The sequence below is a fragment of the Mesorhizobium sp. WSM4842 genome (assembly GCF_055901575.1).
The window spans coordinates 2,255,909-2,271,373 of record NZ_CM148372.1 but is presented as its reverse complement, the minus strand read 5'-3'; the positions used below and the strand labels follow the sequence as shown (position 1 = coordinate 2,271,373).

Genomic DNA, 15,465 nt, shown 5'->3' with positions numbered 1-15,465 from the left:
GCGATGACCGCTTTGCCTGCACGTCGCCTGCGTGATCTTCCATCGGTCGATCAGGTATTGAAGACGCCGCTCGGATCCACGGCGATCCAGCGCTTCGGCCGGCAAGTCGCGACGGCAGCTGTCCGCGCGGCACTTGCCGCAGCGCGGGAGGCCTGTCTCGGCGGAGCAGCAGTGCCGCAGCCCGGCGACGTCGCCGCCGATGCGGTTGAACAACTCAAGGTAGCAGAGCGCCCTTCCCTGCGACCGGTTTTCAACCTGACCGGCACGGTGCTGCACACCAATCTCGGCCGGGCGTCGCTGGCTGAGGAGGCGATTGAGGCGGTGCGCTCTGCAATGTGCGAAGCGGTCGCTCTCGAATTCGACCTCGAGACAGGCAAGCGCGGCGAGCGGGATGATCATCTGCGTTCGCTCGTTTGCGAACTGACAGGAGCGGAAGACGCAACTGTGGTCAACAACAATGCGGCCGCTGTCCTTCTTGTCCTCAACACGCTGGCGCTCGGCCGCGAGGCGATCGTCTCGCGCGGCGAATTGATCGAGATCGGCGGCTCGTTCAGGATGCCCGAGATTATGGCCCGCGCCGGCGCCAAGGTGGTCGAGGTCGGAACCACCAACCGCACGCATCCGAAGGACTATGTCGCGGCGATCGGCCGGGAGACCGGGGTGGTCCTCAAGGTGCACACCTCGAACTACCGGGTCGAGGGGTTCACGGCTGAGGTGGGCGCGCGCGAACTGGCTTCCATTGCCAAGGCGCAGGGCGTGCCCCTGGTCCACGACCTCGGCTCCGGCACGCTTTTCGATCTTGCTGCCTATGGCCTCAAGCATGAACCAACCGTGGGCGAGGCGATTGCCGACGGTGCGGATCTGGTCACCTTTTCCGGCGACAAGCTGCTCGGCGGACCCCAGGCGGGCTTCATCGTGGGCAGCAAGGCTCTGCTGGCCGCGATCAGCCGCAATCCGATGAAGCGGGCGCTCCGCGTCGACAAGCTTCGGCTCGCCGCGCTGGAGGCGACGTTGAAGCTCTATCGCGACCCTGATCGCCTGGCGGAGAGACTGCCGACGCTGAGATTGCTGACGCGCCCCTCGGCCGAGATCGCAACCCAGGCGGAGCGCCTTGCCCCGATGGTTGCCAATGCTCTGGGTGAGGCATTCGTGGTGGAGACTGTGGAATGCCGCAGTCAGGTCGGTTCGGGTGCCCTGCCGCTTGAGACGATACCCAGCGCCGGTCTTGTTGTGCGGGTAAAGTCAGGCGGCGGGAAGTCGCTGGGAGCGCTTGCAGCGGCATTGCGCGGGCTGCGCGTTCCCGTGATCGGGCGCATCGAGGGCCGGGCGCTTGTGTTCGATCTGCGCTGCCTCGAAGACGAAGCGGGGTTCTGTGCAAACCTCGCCGGCTTCGATCCTGGAGGAGCCGATGCGCTGGTTTGAGAGCCTCGCGCGCCGGCCGGCCGACGTGCCCCGGCCGGCTGACGTGCCCCGGCCGGCTGACGTGCCCCGGCCGGCTGACGTGCCGGTCGCCGAACGCCTGGCAAAGGCCTTGGAAGCGGCCAGGCGCAGCGATTATGCGGTCGCCCTAGGCATATGGGAGCCGCTCGCCCATGCTGGGGTCGCGCGTGCGCAGAACAATATCGGCGCCTGCTTCGCAGAAGGGCTTGGCGTCGAGCGGGACTGCGACCTCGCCTTCCGCTGGCTGGCGCTTTCGGCCGAGGCCGGCGATGCCGTCGGGCGGCGGAATCTGGCGTCGCTCTATTTCCGCGGCGAGGGCGTCGCGCAGGACTACGGCCGCGCAGCCGAGTTCTACCGAGCAGCCGCGGAGCAAGGCGACGGACCGGCGCAGGACATGCTGAGCTGGATGCTGCTCGAAGGCGAGGTGGTCGATCCCGACCCAGCAGAGGCGCGGCGCTGGGCGACTGCCGCCGCCGAGCAGGGAATAGCGTCGGCCATGACACGGCTCGGCATGATCCATCACAATGCGCTCGGTGTGCCGCGCGATCCCGCCGAGGCAGTCCGCTGGTGGCGTCGGGCTGCCGTGCGCGGGGATGCGGACGGGCAGGCCATGCTCGGCGCCGCCTGTCACTTGGGAGCGGGTGTCGAGGCCGACGCGGTCGAGGCATATACCTGGCTTCTGCGCGCGAACGCAGCAGGCAACTCGCTCGCCGAACGGTATCTGCCGGCCGCGCGTGCCGGCCTCACCCCTGACGAGACCGCCGAGGCCGAAAATCGTGCCGCGGCATCATTGACGGGGGACGGATCATGATCGTCGGCACGGCGGGCCATGTCGACCATGGCAAGACCGCGCTGGTGCGTGCGCTGACCGGCGTCGACACCGACCGCCTGCAGGAGGAAAAGGCGCGGGGCATGACCATCGATCTCGGCTTTGCCTACCTGCCGGCACCGAACGGGGACGTCATCGGCTTCATCGATGTTCCGGGGCACGAACGGTTCGTGCATACGATGCTCGCCGGCGCCAGTGGCATCGATTTCGTGCTATTGGTCATTGCCGCCGACGACGGGATCATGCCGCAGACGCGCGAACATCTGGCAATCATCGATCTGCTCGGCATCAGGCGCGGCGCGGTCGTGCTGGCCAAATCCGATCTGATCGCGCCCGCACGGCGCGCCGCCGTTCAAGCGGACATCCGTGCCGCGCTTGCCGATACTGCACTTGCCGAAGCAGACATAATGCCCACCTCGGCCGTCAGCGGTGACGGTATCGACGATCTGCGGCATTTCTTGTTTGAGGAGGCGTCGCGCTTTGCCGGCCGCGCATCCTCTGGACGATTCAGATTGGCGGTCGACCGATGCTTCACGCTGCACGGCATCGGCACTGTCGTGACCGGCACGGTCCTTTCAGGATCAGTCGGCGTCGGCGACCACCTTGTCGTCAGCCCGTCGGGCCTGGCGGCGCGTGTTCGCTCGATCCACGCCCAGAACAGGCTGGCTGAGCGCGGGCGGGCAGGAGACCGTTGCGCGCTCAACCTGGCTGGTGACGGCATCGGCAAGGAGGCGATCGGGCGCGGCGACATCATACTCGACCCGGAACTTCACGCGCCGACGGACCGGATCGACGCAAGGCTGCGCGTCTTGCCGGGAGAGCCTAGGCCGATCGGCCAGTGGTTCCCGGTACGCCTCCACCACGCCGCGGCCGAGGTTGGGGCAAGGGTCGTGCTTCTCAGTGACGAGCCGGTCAGACCCGGCGGCGTCGCCAAGGTTCAATTGGTGCTGGACAATCCGATCGCGGCTGCCGCGGGCGACCCCTATGTTGTGCGCGACACCTCGGCGCAGCGGACCATCGGCGGCGGACGCCTGATCGATCTGCGGGCGCCGAGCCGGAAGCGCCGCACGCCGGAACGGCTTATCCAGATCGAAGCATATGCCGTCCCGGATCACGAGGCGGCTGTCACCGCACTGCTCGACACGCCGCCCCATTACCTTGACCTTGGGTCATTCGCGCGCGACCGGGCACTCGGCAGCGACGAGGTGCAGAGACTGGTCGACCGCCTCGGACTGGTCTGCATTCCCGTCAGGAAAACGCTGTTCGTTCTCTCGCCGGCACGCTGGATGCAGTTCAGGCTCGGCCTGGCTGCGAACTTGAAGACCTTTCACGCGGACAATCCGGATCTGCCGGGAATCGGCATGGAGAGATTGCGCCTTCAGCTTGACCCACGACTTCCGGCGCCGATGTTTGCAGCCGCTCTGCGAATGCTGGCGCACGCCGGCAAGCTCGCCCTTGACGGCGCCTGGGTGCGGCTGCCCGGCCATGAGGTCCGTCTGACACCGCAGGACGAAACGCTGTGGCTGCAAATCGAGCGGCTCATCGGCGGCTCGACGCGATATCATCCGCCGAGGGTCCGCGATGTAGCCGATATGTTGGCGAAGCCGGAAACGGAAATCCGCCGGATCCTGAAACTTACCGGCCGCATCGGGAGAGTATACGAAGTCGCCCATGATCATTTCTTCCTGCGCCCGGCATTGGCCGGGATTGTCGAAATCGTCGACGACCTGACGGCGGCCGAGCCGGGCGGGCGGTTTAACGCCGCCCAGTTTCGCGATCGTGCAGGCAGCGGGCGCAAGGTTGCCATCCAGATCCTTGAATTTCTCGATAGGCATGGCGTCACTTTGCGACGCGGCGACCTGCGGCTCGTCAACAGGCATCGACGGGATCTGTTTCGCTCACCGGCCGATAGTGAGCCGGCAATAGCGGAAGTTTCTGGAGGAGCATCGTCCCCGGTGGGGCGTCCGGACTTCAAATCCGGGAGGGGCCGCGAGCCGGTCCTTGGTGGGTTCGACTCCCACTCTCTTCCGCCACTCTCGCAAAGGCGCGATGACGGTGACAACCCGCTTTCTCGTTGAGCTCAAGACAGCGGCCGAGGCCGCCAAAGTCGCGGAAGGCCGTTTCCGACGGGAAGCTGCAGTCCGGATCGCGGCGCTCGAACAAGAGCGCGCCTTCGCCTTCAGGCGGCTCAATCTCATTCAGGCGATCGCCGAGGCCATGGCATCGGCCGACAGTGAGGAGATAGCCGTCGCCAGCGCCTTCGCCACGCTGCGCACGCGACTCGGCTGGAATTCCGACAGCGAAGCGCGCTCGGAGGTGATCGCGCGTTTCGGCCAGGTTGTGCTGGCGATATTCCGGGCGTCGGAGGAAGAGGAATCCGCCAATGACATTCCTGAGACCCTGGCGGGTTTCGAACATTGGTATGCCGAAACCCGTGGATCGCCCTTCTGGCTCCTGTTCGAGCGCCAGATGCAAGACACGCCCCGTGTCGACTTTTAAGAAGCGCAGGTCCATCCGGGCGCATTGTTGACGCTCAGGCGATCAGGACTGCGACCGTTTGGCTCCTCTCACCTTCTGAGATACAGCCATAGTGTCGTCGGCGCCAGGATGGCGGTCAGCGCCACCGGCGCGATCAGGGCGAGGACGACCTGACCGAGCGTCGCCCCGCCAGCCATCAGCCCGCGCAGCGCCGTCGTCATCAGCGACACTGGGTTGACTTCGACGATGGCCCGCAGCCAGTCCGGCATGGTGCCGGGGTCGACCATGATGTTTGAGGCGAAAACGAGCGGGAACAGGAAGGTAAAGCCGAGCGTCATCACCGTGGTTGGCGTGCGGATCAGCAGGCCGAGCACGATGAATACCCAGCCCATGCCGAACCCGATGGCGATCAGCATGGCGAAGGCGGCAAGCACGCCGAGGATGCCTGCCTCAGGCCGGTAGCCGAGGATCAGCCCGATGGTGAGAATGATCGAGGCGGCAATCAAATGGCGCAGGATGTCACCCACCATCAGGCCGGCGAACGGAGACAGCGACCAGATCGGCAGCGATCGGAAGCGGTCGAATAAGCCCTTGCCGAGGTCGGTCGACAAACCCATGCCCGAATAGACTGCGTTGAACACCACGGTCTGAACCAGGATGCCGGGTAAGAAGAATTGCAGGTACTCGCCAGGCGAACCGGCGAGCGCGCCGCCGAAGACGAAGGTGAAGAGCAGGGTGAACATGATCGGAGTCATCACCAGATCGAAGAGTTGCTCCGGCACATGCTTGAATTTCAGCACCGCGCGCCACCCGAAGACCAGCGCGTTGGAAAGGGCTGATGGGGTCCTAGGTCGGGCGACGCTTTGCAGCCGCTGCAGGGATGTCGTGTCGATCATGGCTTGTCACCTGCCTTCCGGCTTTCACCGAGGCCCGGCTGGCCCGTCAGCGCGAAGAAGACCTCCTCGAGGCTGGGTTGGCCCATGGAGAAATCCGACAGCTCGATGCCGGCGGCGACCAGATCGGCCAGCGCCTCATTGGCGGCCTTCGCTGTGCCGGCAAGGACGGAGAGCTCAGCGCCTTCGGCGCTGCGTTGGACAGGATGTTCCAGCCGGCGTTCCAGAATGGTCGCCGCTTGGTCCGCCCGTGCAACATCGGCGAGCGCGACATGGAGAAAGCCGGAGCCGGTGGCCGCCTTCAGTTCGCGGCTGGTACCCTCGGCGATCTTCCTGCCGTGGTCGATGACGGCGATACGCGCTGCAAGTTGATCGGCCTCTTCGAGATATTGCGTGGTGAGCAGGATGGTGACGCCGGCCTCGGCGAGGCCGCGGATCATGCCCCAGACATCCTTGCGGGCGTTCGGATCGAGGCCTGTAGTCGGCTCGTCGAGGAACAGCACGCCCGGCGTGACGACCAGCGAGGCGGCTATGTCGAGCCGCCTTCGCATGCCACCCGAATAATCCCACACCTGCTTCGTCGCCGCTTCGGACAAGCCGAAAGCCGCGAGCAGGTCGTCCGAACGGGTTTTCGCGGCGCGACCGCGAAAACCCCAGAGTCGGGCGAGCAGGACGAGGTTCTCCCGGCCCGTCAAGTCCTCGTCGAGCGAAGCGAACTGCCCGGTCATCGCGATTGCCGCACGGACCGCATGCGGGGCCTGCACGAGATCGTGCCCCATCACGGTCGCAGAGCCGGCGTCGGGGCGCGACAGCGTCGCGAGCATGCGCATCAGCGTTGTCTTGCCGGCACCGTTCGGACCCAGGATGGCGAAAATCATGCCGCGCGGCACATCGAGATCGACACCATCGACGGCGCGCAGCTTGCCGAACGTCTTGACCAGGCCGCGGGCGGAAATGGCTGACTGGACAAAACCCTTGGAGGGCAGGCCCATAGGAGAAGTATCGTTCATGCAATCATCCGGCAGTCGCAAAATGAAAGGCCAGCTTCGGCGCGATGGGTGCGTCGTCAATTTCTCTGCAGGCGCACGAACTTACCGTCTGGCTTATCCTCGTGCCAGAGGCTCCGACGACGTACCACTACCTGGCCGCTGAGGCTGAAAGCCGGTCCGATCATATGTCGGACAGGTCTCTAATCATCTTGGGGTTTTCACTCGATCACGGCGCAGGCCTGACGATTTCCGGCATCACCGGCAGGCTGGCTTTTGTAGTCGTCCTGTCCGCCGTGGATCATCAATGCCTTGCCTCGTATCGCCGTTTCTCCACCATCCAGCTTGACCATGCCGTTGAAAGCCTGGGCACGCAAAACGCCGTCGGCGCCGACCCGCTGATTTGGCATATCGCCCGCGTGCGGGCCTTTTCCAGTGAGGTATCCATGTTCGGCATTCGTCGGATTGAAGTGCCCACCGGCCGAGTCATGGCCGGTCTGATGGTCGCACTTTCCGGTTTCATGAACATGGAACGCGACCCACTCGCCCGGAGGCAGTCCTGTTACCTCCAACGCTATCAGCACGCCCTGCGCCGTCTCGGTCAGCGTGGCCGTGCCATTCTTCTCGCCGGCCATGTTGACGAATTCGGCTTTCGCGGTCGCGGTGTCCTGGGCCGCTGCAGGCATCGCGACCGCCAGCGCCAACCCTGTTGTTGCAACCAATCTTCTCATCGACTCGGCCTCCGGTTGTCCAAGCAAGCCAAACAACAAAGGGGTCTCTTCGTTCCATTTGGCAATTGAGTTTTTTGTCTCCCGCACAGCCGCCAGGGAAGCGACGCCGACAACCTGTTCGATGTGTCTTCAGTTTACACCAATTCGAAGAGTTGCGCGGTTTGCCAGCCTGCAAGCAGTATGATGAGAATACCAACGAGCCTGAGAAGCGTCTTTTCTGCGATTGACTTCACTACCCAACCGGCCATCGGCGCTGCGACGACGCCGCCAAGAATCAAGCCGGCGACAGAGAGTAGATTTTCCGTTAGCTCTCCTGCCTCCGCCCAATGGCCCGTTAGTAATGCAAACAAGAAGGTCAGAGACACCGAGAGCGTGATGAGGAACTCGCTCGCATTTACCGTACCAATAACGTAGCGGGGCGTCCCGCCAAAACCGAGAAGGCCTGTCGTTACGATGGGTCCCCATCCACCACCCCCTGCCGCATCGAGAAATCCACCACCAAGTCCAAGAGGAGGTACCGCGCCTGCAGGGACCGGCTTACTCGGGATCCGCCGGAATGAACGGAACAGGAGCCAAGCTCCGACAAGCGCCAGATATGTGGTCACATATGGCTTCATGATCGCTCCCTCAAACGAGGTGAGCACATAAGCGCCGAGAACGCCGCCGAGAACACCAAATGGCATCAGCCGCCAGAAAAGCTTCCAGTCGATATTGCGGTGATAGAGGTGAGCCGAACCTGAGGCCGCAGTGGTAAACAGCTCCGCTGCGTGAACTGAAGCCGAAGCGTGTGCAGGAGACACGCCAAACCCCAGTAGGGTTGTCGAGCAAATCACGCCGTAGGCCATGCCGAGAGCCCCGTCGACAGCCTGAGCTACAAACCCTACGAGCGCAAAAAGGATAAATTCCTGCATTTGGCTCTCCAACAAAGCGCGGGTCGTAATTGGCGAAAGAGGAACCGCTGCCTACAACGGATGCAATTTATATCTTCATGCTTCCACAATTCACCAAACGCCTGGCATCGACAATGGCGACGAACGGGAAACTGTCCGCTCGATCGACGTCTTTCCCGATACCTTCAAAGTCATGTGGCTTCTCAGAATATCGAGAGCGATCTCGAACAGGATGCCGGGTTGTCACTCTTCCCTGTCCTGCGCCGCGCCTCCTCGACCTGAGGTTTCACGAGTCGGACGCAGGCTTGCAGCTCCACCCCATATCTGTTTAATTGCCGGCATCCACAGGGGTGCTCCGTATCGTCGGGGCTGAGAGCTGGGCTGCAAGCCCGTAAACCCTAGAGCTGATCTGGATAATACCAGCGGAGCGAGGCGGGCGATGTTTTCCGGCGCACAGATTTCTCTTTCTCCGACAACCGGCGATTTCGTCGGTGTCGTCATCTCCGCGCTCGATGCGCTCGACCCTTGTCGCGATCGGTTGCGCATAGGCACAGACGATATTTCGACGCTGCCGGTCGGCCCGCTCCAGGGCCATGTCACGATCGAGCTTACGGTTTCGGCCAACAGCCCGACCCTGCGCTGATCTTTTCGCACCAGACAAGTCTCGCATGTCTCAACCTTTCTCCGCCGCGCCGCGAATCGCAGCCTTGTTCGCCAAGGTCGGACCGGCCTTGCTATCGGTCGGCACGCTGGTTTTGGCTTGGGACCTCTATGCGCGCATCTCGGGCATCTCGCCCACCACGCTGCCCGCGCCGTCACGCGTTCTCGCCCAGGCCATCCGGCAGCGCCAGGCGCTGCTCGACAACACCGTGCCGACGATCAGCGCCACATTGGCGGGCTTCGCCTGCTCGCTGGCCGTTGCCTTCATCCTTTCGGTGCTGATCGACTTCTTCAACCCGCTGCGCCGTGCCCTGTTCCCGGTGTTCATCATCAGCCAGACCCTGCCGCTGGTGGCGATCGCCCCGCTGGTCGTTCTCTGGTTCGGCTTCGGGCTGACGCCGAAGATCACGCTGATCGCCCTCGTGACTTTCTTTCCCATGCTGGTCGCGCTTGTGCAGGGTTATGACTCGACGGATCGGGACATCTCGGCGCTTCTGAGTTCGATGGGCGCTTCCCGCATGCGCATTTTCCTGCTGGCCCGCCTGCCCTCCTCGCTGCCCTATTTCTTCGCCGGACTGCGCATCTCGATCACCTATGCCGTGGTGGGCGCCATCTTCGCAGAATATGCCGGTGCGGCCAAAGGGCTCGGCATCTACATGCTCAACGCCAAGAACAATTTCCGGCCCGATCTCGTGCTGGCGGCCGTGCTGGTCAGCGCCTTGCTCACGCTAGCCCTGTTTGCTGCTACGGTGCTGATCCAGCGCGTCGTCATGCCATGGGAGCGGCTCGATGGCGCACGAAAATCATGAGCAGGCGGCTGGAGCTGCGCCAAGTCAGGAAGCGTTTTGGCGACATCGACGTGCTTGCCGACATCACCCTGCACATCGAGCCGGGCGAATTCGTTTCAATCCTCGGCCCCTCCGGAGCCGGCAAGTCCACGATCTTCAGCTTGCTGACGGGCGGTCTCGGAGGCCACGGCGGCGATGTCGACTTCGACGGGCGGCCACTGGCCGACACGCGCCGACCGTTTGCCTTCATGCCGCAGCACGACGCCCTGATGCCCTGGCGCACGGTTATCGACAACACCGCGCTCGGCCTGGAAGTGCAGGGCATGTCCCGCAAGGCGGCGCGCGACAGGGTGGCGCCGTTCTTCGGCGAATTCGGCCTTGCGGGCTTCGAGCATAAGTATCCGGCGCAGCTCTCGGGCGGAATGCGCCAGCGCGCCGCGCTGTTGCGCACCGTCGTGCAGGACCGCGCCATGCTGTTGCTCGACGAGCCGTTCGGCGCACTCGACGCCCTCACGCGCACCGGCATGCAGCGCTGGCTTCAGACGATGTGGGACCGACACCGCTGGACCGTCCTGCTGATCACCCACGACGTCCGCGAGGCGGTCTTCCTGTCCGACCGCATCTATGTGCTGAGCGCCCGCCCCGCCCGCGTGCTGCGCGAAATCATCATACCTCTTTCGCGCCCGCGCAAGGATCTTGCCTCGTCGGAAGCCAGCGCCATCGAAGCCGACATCCTCGATACCCTGCTCGATCCACAGCCCGCCCAAAGGACATGACCATGCTTTCCAGACGCCTCTTCATCGCTGCCGCATTGATCGCCGGATTCGCACCCGTCACGTCCGTCTCCGCCCAGCAGACTGTCACCGTCGCGCTAGACTGGACGCCGAACACAAATCATGTCGGGCTCTATGTCGCCCAAGCGAAAGGCTTCTACGCCGAGGCCGGGCTCGACATGCGGATCCTGCCCTACACCGACACTGCGGCCGGTACGCTGATCGCCAACCGCGTGGCCGATTTCGGTATACTGGGATCCATAGGATTGTTCACCCAACGCACGGCCGGCGCCGACCTCGTCGCCACCTACGCCATCATGCAGACAGAAACCGGCAGGCTGGTGTTCAACGCCGACCGCGCCGATATACAGTCCCCCAGGGATCTGGACGGCCTGACCTATGGCGGTTTCGGCAGCGCCTGGGAGAATGCGCTGATCGGCACCATCATCCGCCATGATGGCGGCGAGGGCAAATTCGAAACAGTGACGCTGGGCACCTCCGCCTATGAGGCCTTGGCCAATGGCGCAGTCGATTTTACGCTCGAGGTCTACACTTGGGAGGGGATCAAGGCGGAGCTTGACGACAAGCCTCAGCGCGCCTTCCGTTACGCGGATTTCGGCGTGCCCGACCAACACACCAATTTCATTGGCTCGAGCCGAGCCTACCTCGAGAAGAACAAGGACACGGCAACCGCGTTCATCGCCGCGACCAGGCGCGGCTATGCCTTCGCCGTCGAACATCCGCAAGAAGCGGCTGAGCAGCAAACAGCGACATGCTGACTGACCGTCCATTGATCGAGGCATCGCTGAAGGCGCTGGTCGACGGCCACTATCTGCAAAGCCCCGCCGGCGCGATCGGCACGATCGATCCCGCAAAGATGGAGGCTATCGGCGACTACCTGTTCAAGGCCGGAGCCCTGCGCGACGGCGATGGGAACCCGGTCGGCGAACGACCCGATTTCGCGGCCTATTACAGCAACGCCTATCTGGACGGCGAAAAATGAGCCCGCCGCGGCGCATGCATCCTGTCGGCACTCGCCGTCGTCACCAGCAGGATCGGACTTGACCGGAACTGCATCGACCAGCTTCGACGCGCCGCTGCCGCCGCTGTCGAGCGCACGGCCGAACCAGTCCGGCCAGAGCCGGTCGGCGTGCTGGTCGTGATCGCAAGGCGGGACAGGCTGACGCTGGAACAATGCTCATGCGCATCGTGGTGGTCGCCGAACTGGTCGCGCGCGGCGGTGCTTACTCACTGGGCGCGGGTCCGGACTGACGTGATGGCTTTGTGTCGCGCTTTGGCGTCAGTTCCGCCTCGGGCTGGTCGCTCAATCGTTTCTTGAGGATGTCAATGAGGCTGACGGTGACCGCAATCACCGCCGGGCCGAGGACGAGCCCGGATGCTCCAAACAGGACGATGCCACCGACAGCACCGACAAAGGCCACCACCGTGTGGAGCCGCAGCCGGTTCCCGACAAGCATCGGATAGAGCAGATTGTCGATGCCGGCGACGACCACGCCGCCCCAGACGGTCAGGATCGCCGCGCTCGCCCAAGCCCCCTCCAGCGCGAGATAGATCGCTGCCGGCACCCAGATCACGAATGCGCCGAGCACCGGCACGATGGCAAGCAGTCCCATTGCCAAGCCCCAGAAGACCGGAGTGGGCAGGCCGAGCCACCAGAACATCAGGCCGCCCAGCGTCCCCTGCACAGCGGCGACAAGCACGGTGCCTATCAGGATCGCATGTACCGTCTCGGCAAGGCGGGACAGCATGTATGCCGTCTCCGCGGTACGCAGGGGCGAGAGACGCTCGATCCCCCGCAGGGCGGATTCACGGTCCCGCAGAAAATAGAACAGCAGATAAAATGTCAGAATGAACATCACGGCCTGATTGATCGAGCCGCGCAACAGCGATGTGCTTTGTGCCGTCAGCCATTGTACAAATGCGGCGACCGTGCCGGCCGGATCGAGTTGGTTCTCAATCCACTGGGCAACCGCCGAAAGCCTGGGATAGCCCGACACGAAGGCATCTGTGTTCCAACCCCGGATGACCTCCTCCATATAGGTGGCTCCGTTTACCGCCTCGCGAACAAGCTGCTGTGCCACGAAGACGAGCGGCAGGCCGACTGCCACCGCCGCGACGCTGACCGATATCAGCGCAGCCAGGTTTTGATTCCTGAGCCTTTCCTCGACCCGTCGATGAGCCGGATACAGGATGATTGCCAACACCACCGCCCAGGTCAATGCGGGCAAAAAAGGCAACGCCAAGAGATAGCAGACATACAGACCGATCGCCGTCGCGGCCACGATGCCGAGCAATCTCATTTGTTTCATATCGGGCATCTGTTTCAGGTCGGGCATCTCTCGCCGTCTCGCAAACCAAGCGAGCCTAGTGGATTTCCCAACAAAATGGCAGCTTCCGTTGCCGCACCCTACGGCTAGGCCGCTGTCGAGTGTGACGAAAATCCCGTGCGCGCTGCCAGCACCGCGGCCTGCCGGTCGTGGATGGTCTGACCTACGGCCGTTCTACAACTCGCTCGCGGCAGCGCAGCTTCACAGGACCAATAGAAAAAAGGCCGGACTGTTAAAGTCCGGCCAGGCATGAAGGTTCAAAACCTCCAGAGGGGAACGCGCCGGACGCAATGGGAGGAAAACATCCGACGCAATGCGTATATGGATCCGCACGGGTGGCGTTTCAACGACATGTGGTGGGCCACATCAGCCGCTCCATAGAGCCACCAGCGCGGATTCAGGTCACGGCCTGTGTTTCAGTTTTAGCGTAACAGACATGTGGTGCGTCGGCCCGATCAACGAGGGTCAGGCGAGGAGTGTCCCGCGGGACACTCCCCCTTCGTTTTTTACTCCGAGAGCGTGAAGGGAGCCGTGTATTTGTCGACGTTGTCCTTGGTGATGAGAAGGCAGTCAAACAGCTGCTTCTCGGTCGGCGCGCCGGTTTTGCCGGTCTTTATGAACGAGTCGGCCTGTTGTACGGCCTTCGCCGAGTAGACGGCCACCGGCTGGAGCACGGTGTACTGCAAGTCGCCCGCCTTGATCGCGGCGACAGCGTCCGGAGAGCCATCGAAGCCGCCGACCTTAATGCTCGACAGCTTTCCGGCTTCCTTCAGCGCGGCGATCGCGCCAAGCGCCATCTCGTCATTGCCGCTCGTCACGCCGATGATATCGGGATGGGCCTGCAGCAGGCTCTGCATCTTGTCGTGGCCCTGGGTCCGGTCCCAGTTGGCGACCTCCGAGCCGGCCTTCTTGAGGTCCGGATACTGGCTGATCACGGTCTCGTATCCGTTTGACCGGGTGGCGGCGTTGTTGTCGGACGGGGCGCCCAACAGTTCGACGTAGTTGCCCTTCTCGCCGATATTCGTCACCCATTGCTGTGCCCCCAGAGCGGCGCCCTGTGCGTTGTTGGAAACGAGCTGCGCCTTGGCCAGACCCTCCTGATTGATCTCGGCGTTGACCAGGAAGACCGGGATGTTCGCGGCAATCGCCTTCTTGACGGCGCCGATGGATCCGCTGGCGTCGGCAGGATCGAGGATGATCGCCACGGATTTGTTGGTGATTGCGGTGTCGATCAGTCTGCTTTCCGTGTTCGTGTCGGCTTTCGATGCGCCGACAGTCGCGGTGTAGCCGAGTTTTTCGGCCTCGGCCTTGGCCACATTGCCTTCGGTGAGCCAGTACGGGTTGGCGGGATCGATGACGATGATCGAAATGAGGCCTTCGGCCGACGCTGCGCTTACCGACCCTGCGAGGACCGGAGCGGCCAGCGCAAAGGCCGTGAGCATTAGAATTCTTGCCTTGCCATACATGAGATTTCCTCCTTGGTTAGCGACGGTACCGGTCAACCGGCAATCTTCTCGTGAGCGGGATCGGCCGTTCGGGCCTTGCCGGCTTGTTGCGGAGAAGTCGAAGGGCCGCCGGTCGAGCCCGGGAGCTTGACGCGACGGCGATACTGAATGGCGTTGAGCAGCACCGCCAACACGATGACCGCGCCGGTGAACACTGTTTGCCAGTAGGCGGACACGCCAATGATCACGAGGCCATCGGATAGGAAGCCGATGACGAAGGCCCCAACCAGCGTGCCGCGGATATTGCCTCGACCACCGGTGAGTGCCGCGCCGCCGATGACGACGGCCGCAATGGCGGTCAGTTCGTAGGAGTTGCCGGCGGTCGGCCCTGCCGAGGTCAGTTCCGAGGACAGGATGAGGCCGGCTACCGAGGCGCAGATGCCGGACAGCATATACACCGACACCTGCACTTTTTTCACCGGCACGCCGGACAGTTCCGCGGCGCGCTCGTTGCCGCCGGAGGCATAGAGCCACCGGCCGAAGGCCGTGCGATTGAGGATGATGCTGCCGATGATCGCGATGACCACCATGACCAGCACACCGATAGGGATACCGAACAGGCGGTTGAAGCCCAGCCAGTCGAAGCCGGTATTGCCCAGCTCCGGCTTGCCGCCGAGATCATTATATGTGAGGCCGTTTGTCATCAGCAGCGCGGCGCCCCGCACCACATAGAGCATGCCCAGCGTGGCAACGAAGGCCGGCACCTTCAACCAGGCGATAAGCACGCCGTTGACCAGGCCGACCAGTGCGCCGAGCACGCACACCAGCACCACGACCACCCAGACGGGGGGAAACAGCACGATGCCGAGCGTTTGCAACTGCACGCCCTGCATCAGGAATCCTGCGATTACGCCCGACAGTCCAAGCGTCGACCCCACCGACAGGTCGATGCCGCCATTGAGGATGACCAGCAGCATGCCGACCGCGAGGATGCCGAAGATGGCGACATGCGACGCCATGGTGAGGAAATTGCCCAACGAGAAGTAATAGGGCGACAGCATCGAGAAGACGAAGATGATCACCATCAGCGCGAGAAATGCCCGGCCCTCCAGCAACAGCTTGGCCACACTGAAGCCACCGGTCGATATCCTCGAGCCGGAGCGGCTACGATGCTGACTGGCGTTGGTCACGGTCTGGCTCCTGT

General features: G+C 63.4%; 12 protein-coding genes, 1 tRNA gene and 3 pseudogenes. 9 read left to right on the top strand and 7 right to left on the bottom strand.

Annotated elements, in window-relative coordinates; all coding sequences use genetic code 11:
- Positions 1–3: 3 nt before the first annotated feature.
- From selA to AC0NIE_RS10880, 5 genes and pseudogenes are all read left to right on the top strand, one after another.
- The gene (selA, locus tag AC0NIE_RS10900; protein ID WP_473486491.1) at positions 4–1,422 is read left to right on the top strand and encodes an L-seryl-tRNA(Sec) selenium transferase; all 1,419 of its coding nucleotides are present in this window, start codon (positions 4–6) and stop codon (positions 1,420–1,422) included.
- Positions 1,409–2,251 (top strand): tetratricopeptide repeat protein, encoded by an 843-nt coding sequence (locus tag AC0NIE_RS10895; RefSeq protein ID WP_473486490.1) that lies wholly within the window; start codon positions 1,409–1,411, stop codon positions 2,249–2,251. The genes selA and AC0NIE_RS10895 overlap by 14 nt, the downstream gene beginning before the upstream one ends.
- Positions 2,248–4,080 (top strand): annotated as a pseudogene (selB, locus tag AC0NIE_RS10890) (selenocysteine-specific translation elongation factor); the annotation flags it as partial. The gene AC0NIE_RS10895 and the pseudogene selB, both read left to right, overlap by 4 nt.
- 126 nt (positions 4,081–4,206) lie before the next feature.
- Positions 4,207–4,302, top strand: a tRNA-Sec gene (locus AC0NIE_RS10885).
- Between the two features lie 16 nt (positions 4,303–4,318).
- Positions 4,319–4,768: a hypothetical protein gene (locus tag AC0NIE_RS10880; protein ID WP_473486489.1), complete on the top strand. Its 450-nt coding sequence runs from the start codon at positions 4,319–4,321 to the stop codon at positions 4,766–4,768.
- A gap of 68 nt (positions 4,769–4,836) precedes the next feature.
- Here the strand turns inward: AC0NIE_RS10880 and AC0NIE_RS10875 are convergent, their stop codons facing one another.
- The 4 genes from AC0NIE_RS10875 to AC0NIE_RS10860 form a co-directional block, all read right to left on the bottom strand.
- On the bottom strand, positions 4,837–5,643 hold the full coding sequence (locus AC0NIE_RS10875) for an ABC transporter permease (protein WP_473486488.1): 807 nt from the start codon (positions 5,641–5,643) through the stop codon (positions 4,837–4,839).
- Positions 5,640–6,650: an ATP-binding cassette domain-containing protein gene (locus AC0NIE_RS10870; protein WP_473486487.1), complete on the bottom strand. Its 1,011-nt coding sequence runs from the start codon at positions 6,648–6,650 to the stop codon at positions 5,640–5,642. Before AC0NIE_RS10870 ends, AC0NIE_RS10875 begins: the two co-directional genes overlap by 4 nt.
- A 197-nt stretch (positions 6,651–6,847) precedes the next feature.
- A complete protein-coding gene (locus tag AC0NIE_RS10865; protein ID WP_473486486.1) occupies positions 6,848–7,357 on the bottom strand; it encodes a superoxide dismutase family protein in 510 nt (169 codons plus the stop codon).
- A 134-nt stretch (positions 7,358–7,491) separates the two neighbouring features.
- Complete coding sequence (locus tag AC0NIE_RS10860) at positions 7,492–8,268, bottom strand: sulfite exporter TauE/SafE family protein (RefSeq protein WP_473486485.1); 777 nt, start codon at positions 8,266–8,268, stop codon at positions 7,492–7,494.
- Between the two features lie 418 nt (positions 8,269–8,686).
- On the opposite strand from AC0NIE_RS10860, the pseudogene AC0NIE_RS10855 reads away from it, so the two are divergent.
- The 4 genes and pseudogenes from AC0NIE_RS10855 to AC0NIE_RS10840 form a co-directional block, all read left to right on the top strand.
- Positions 8,687–8,830: pseudogene (locus AC0NIE_RS10855) on the top strand (YkoF family thiamine/hydroxymethylpyrimidine-binding protein); the annotation flags it as partial.
- Between the two features lie 85 nt (positions 8,831–8,915).
- Positions 8,916–9,716 (top strand): ABC transporter permease, encoded by an 801-nt coding sequence (locus AC0NIE_RS10850; protein WP_473486484.1) that lies wholly within the window; start codon positions 8,916–8,918, stop codon positions 9,714–9,716.
- Positions 9,713–10,471, top strand: coding sequence for an ABC transporter ATP-binding protein (locus AC0NIE_RS10845; protein ID WP_473486483.1), 759 nt, complete (start codon positions 9,713–9,715; stop codon positions 10,469–10,471). Before AC0NIE_RS10850 ends, AC0NIE_RS10845 begins: the two co-directional genes overlap by 4 nt.
- A pseudogene (locus AC0NIE_RS10840) lies at positions 10,468–11,471 on the top strand (ABC transporter substrate-binding protein). Before AC0NIE_RS10845 ends, AC0NIE_RS10840 begins: the two are co-directional and overlap by 4 nt.
- A 241-nt stretch (positions 11,472–11,712) precedes the next feature.
- Here AC0NIE_RS10840 and AC0NIE_RS10835 read toward each other — a convergent pair.
- From AC0NIE_RS10835 to AC0NIE_RS10825, 3 genes are all read right to left on the bottom strand, one after another.
- Positions 11,713–12,825, bottom strand: coding sequence for an AI-2E family transporter (locus AC0NIE_RS10835; protein WP_473486482.1), 1,113 nt, complete (start codon positions 12,823–12,825; stop codon positions 11,713–11,715).
- 497 nt (positions 12,826–13,322) lie between these two features.
- Positions 13,323–14,282 (bottom strand): D-ribose ABC transporter substrate-binding protein, encoded by a 960-nt coding sequence (locus tag AC0NIE_RS10830; RefSeq protein WP_091594763.1) that lies wholly within the window; start codon positions 14,280–14,282, stop codon positions 13,323–13,325.
- A 32-nt stretch (positions 14,283–14,314) separates the two neighbouring features.
- Positions 14,315–15,451 carry an ABC transporter permease gene (locus tag AC0NIE_RS10825; protein ID WP_473486481.1) on the bottom strand — a complete coding sequence of 379 codons (1,137 nt, stop codon included), beginning with the start codon at positions 15,449–15,451 and terminating at the stop codon, positions 14,315–14,317.
- Between the last annotated feature and the right edge of the window lie 14 nt (positions 15,452–15,465).

What these genes read in the sequence shown, in the direction of transcription:
- AC0NIE_RS10880 (WP_473486489.1), top strand. Translation starts at nt 4,319, where the DNA reads ATGACGGTGACAACCCGCTTTCTCGTTGAGCTCAAGACAGCGGCCGAG.
- AC0NIE_RS10850 (WP_473486484.1), top strand. Translation starts at nt 8,916, where the DNA reads ATGTCTCAACCTTTCTCCGCCGCGCCGCGAATCGCAGCCTTGTTCGCC.
- AC0NIE_RS10860 (WP_473486485.1), bottom strand. Translation starts at nt 8,268, where the DNA reads ATGCAGGAATTTATCCTTTTTGCGCTCGTAGGGTTTGTAGCTCAGGCT.
- AC0NIE_RS10865 (WP_473486486.1), bottom strand. Translation starts at nt 7,357, where the DNA reads ATGAGAAGATTGGTTGCAACAACAGGGTTGGCGCTGGCGGTCGCGATG.
- AC0NIE_RS10895 (WP_473486490.1), top strand. Translation starts at nt 1,409, where the DNA reads ATGCGCTGGTTTGAGAGCCTCGCGCGCCGGCCGGCCGACGTGCCCCGG.
- AC0NIE_RS10870 (WP_473486487.1), bottom strand. Translation starts at nt 6,650, where the DNA reads ATGAACGATACTTCTCCTATGGGCCTGCCCTCCAAGGGTTTTGTCCAG.
- AC0NIE_RS10830 (WP_091594763.1), bottom strand. Translation starts at nt 14,282, where the DNA reads ATGTATGGCAAGGCAAGAATTCTAATGCTCACGGCCTTTGCGCTGGCC.
- selA (WP_473486491.1), top strand. Translation starts at nt 4, where the DNA reads ATGACCGCTTTGCCTGCACGTCGCCTGCGTGATCTTCCATCGGTCGAT.
- AC0NIE_RS10875 (WP_473486488.1), bottom strand. Translation starts at nt 5,643, where the DNA reads ATGATCGACACGACATCCCTGCAGCGGCTGCAAAGCGTCGCCCGACCT.
- AC0NIE_RS10835 (WP_473486482.1), bottom strand. Translation starts at nt 12,825, where the DNA reads ATGCCCGACCTGAAACAGATGCCCGATATGAAACAAATGAGATTGCTC.
- AC0NIE_RS10845 (WP_473486483.1), top strand. Translation starts at nt 9,713, where the DNA reads ATGAGCAGGCGGCTGGAGCTGCGCCAAGTCAGGAAGCGTTTTGGCGAC.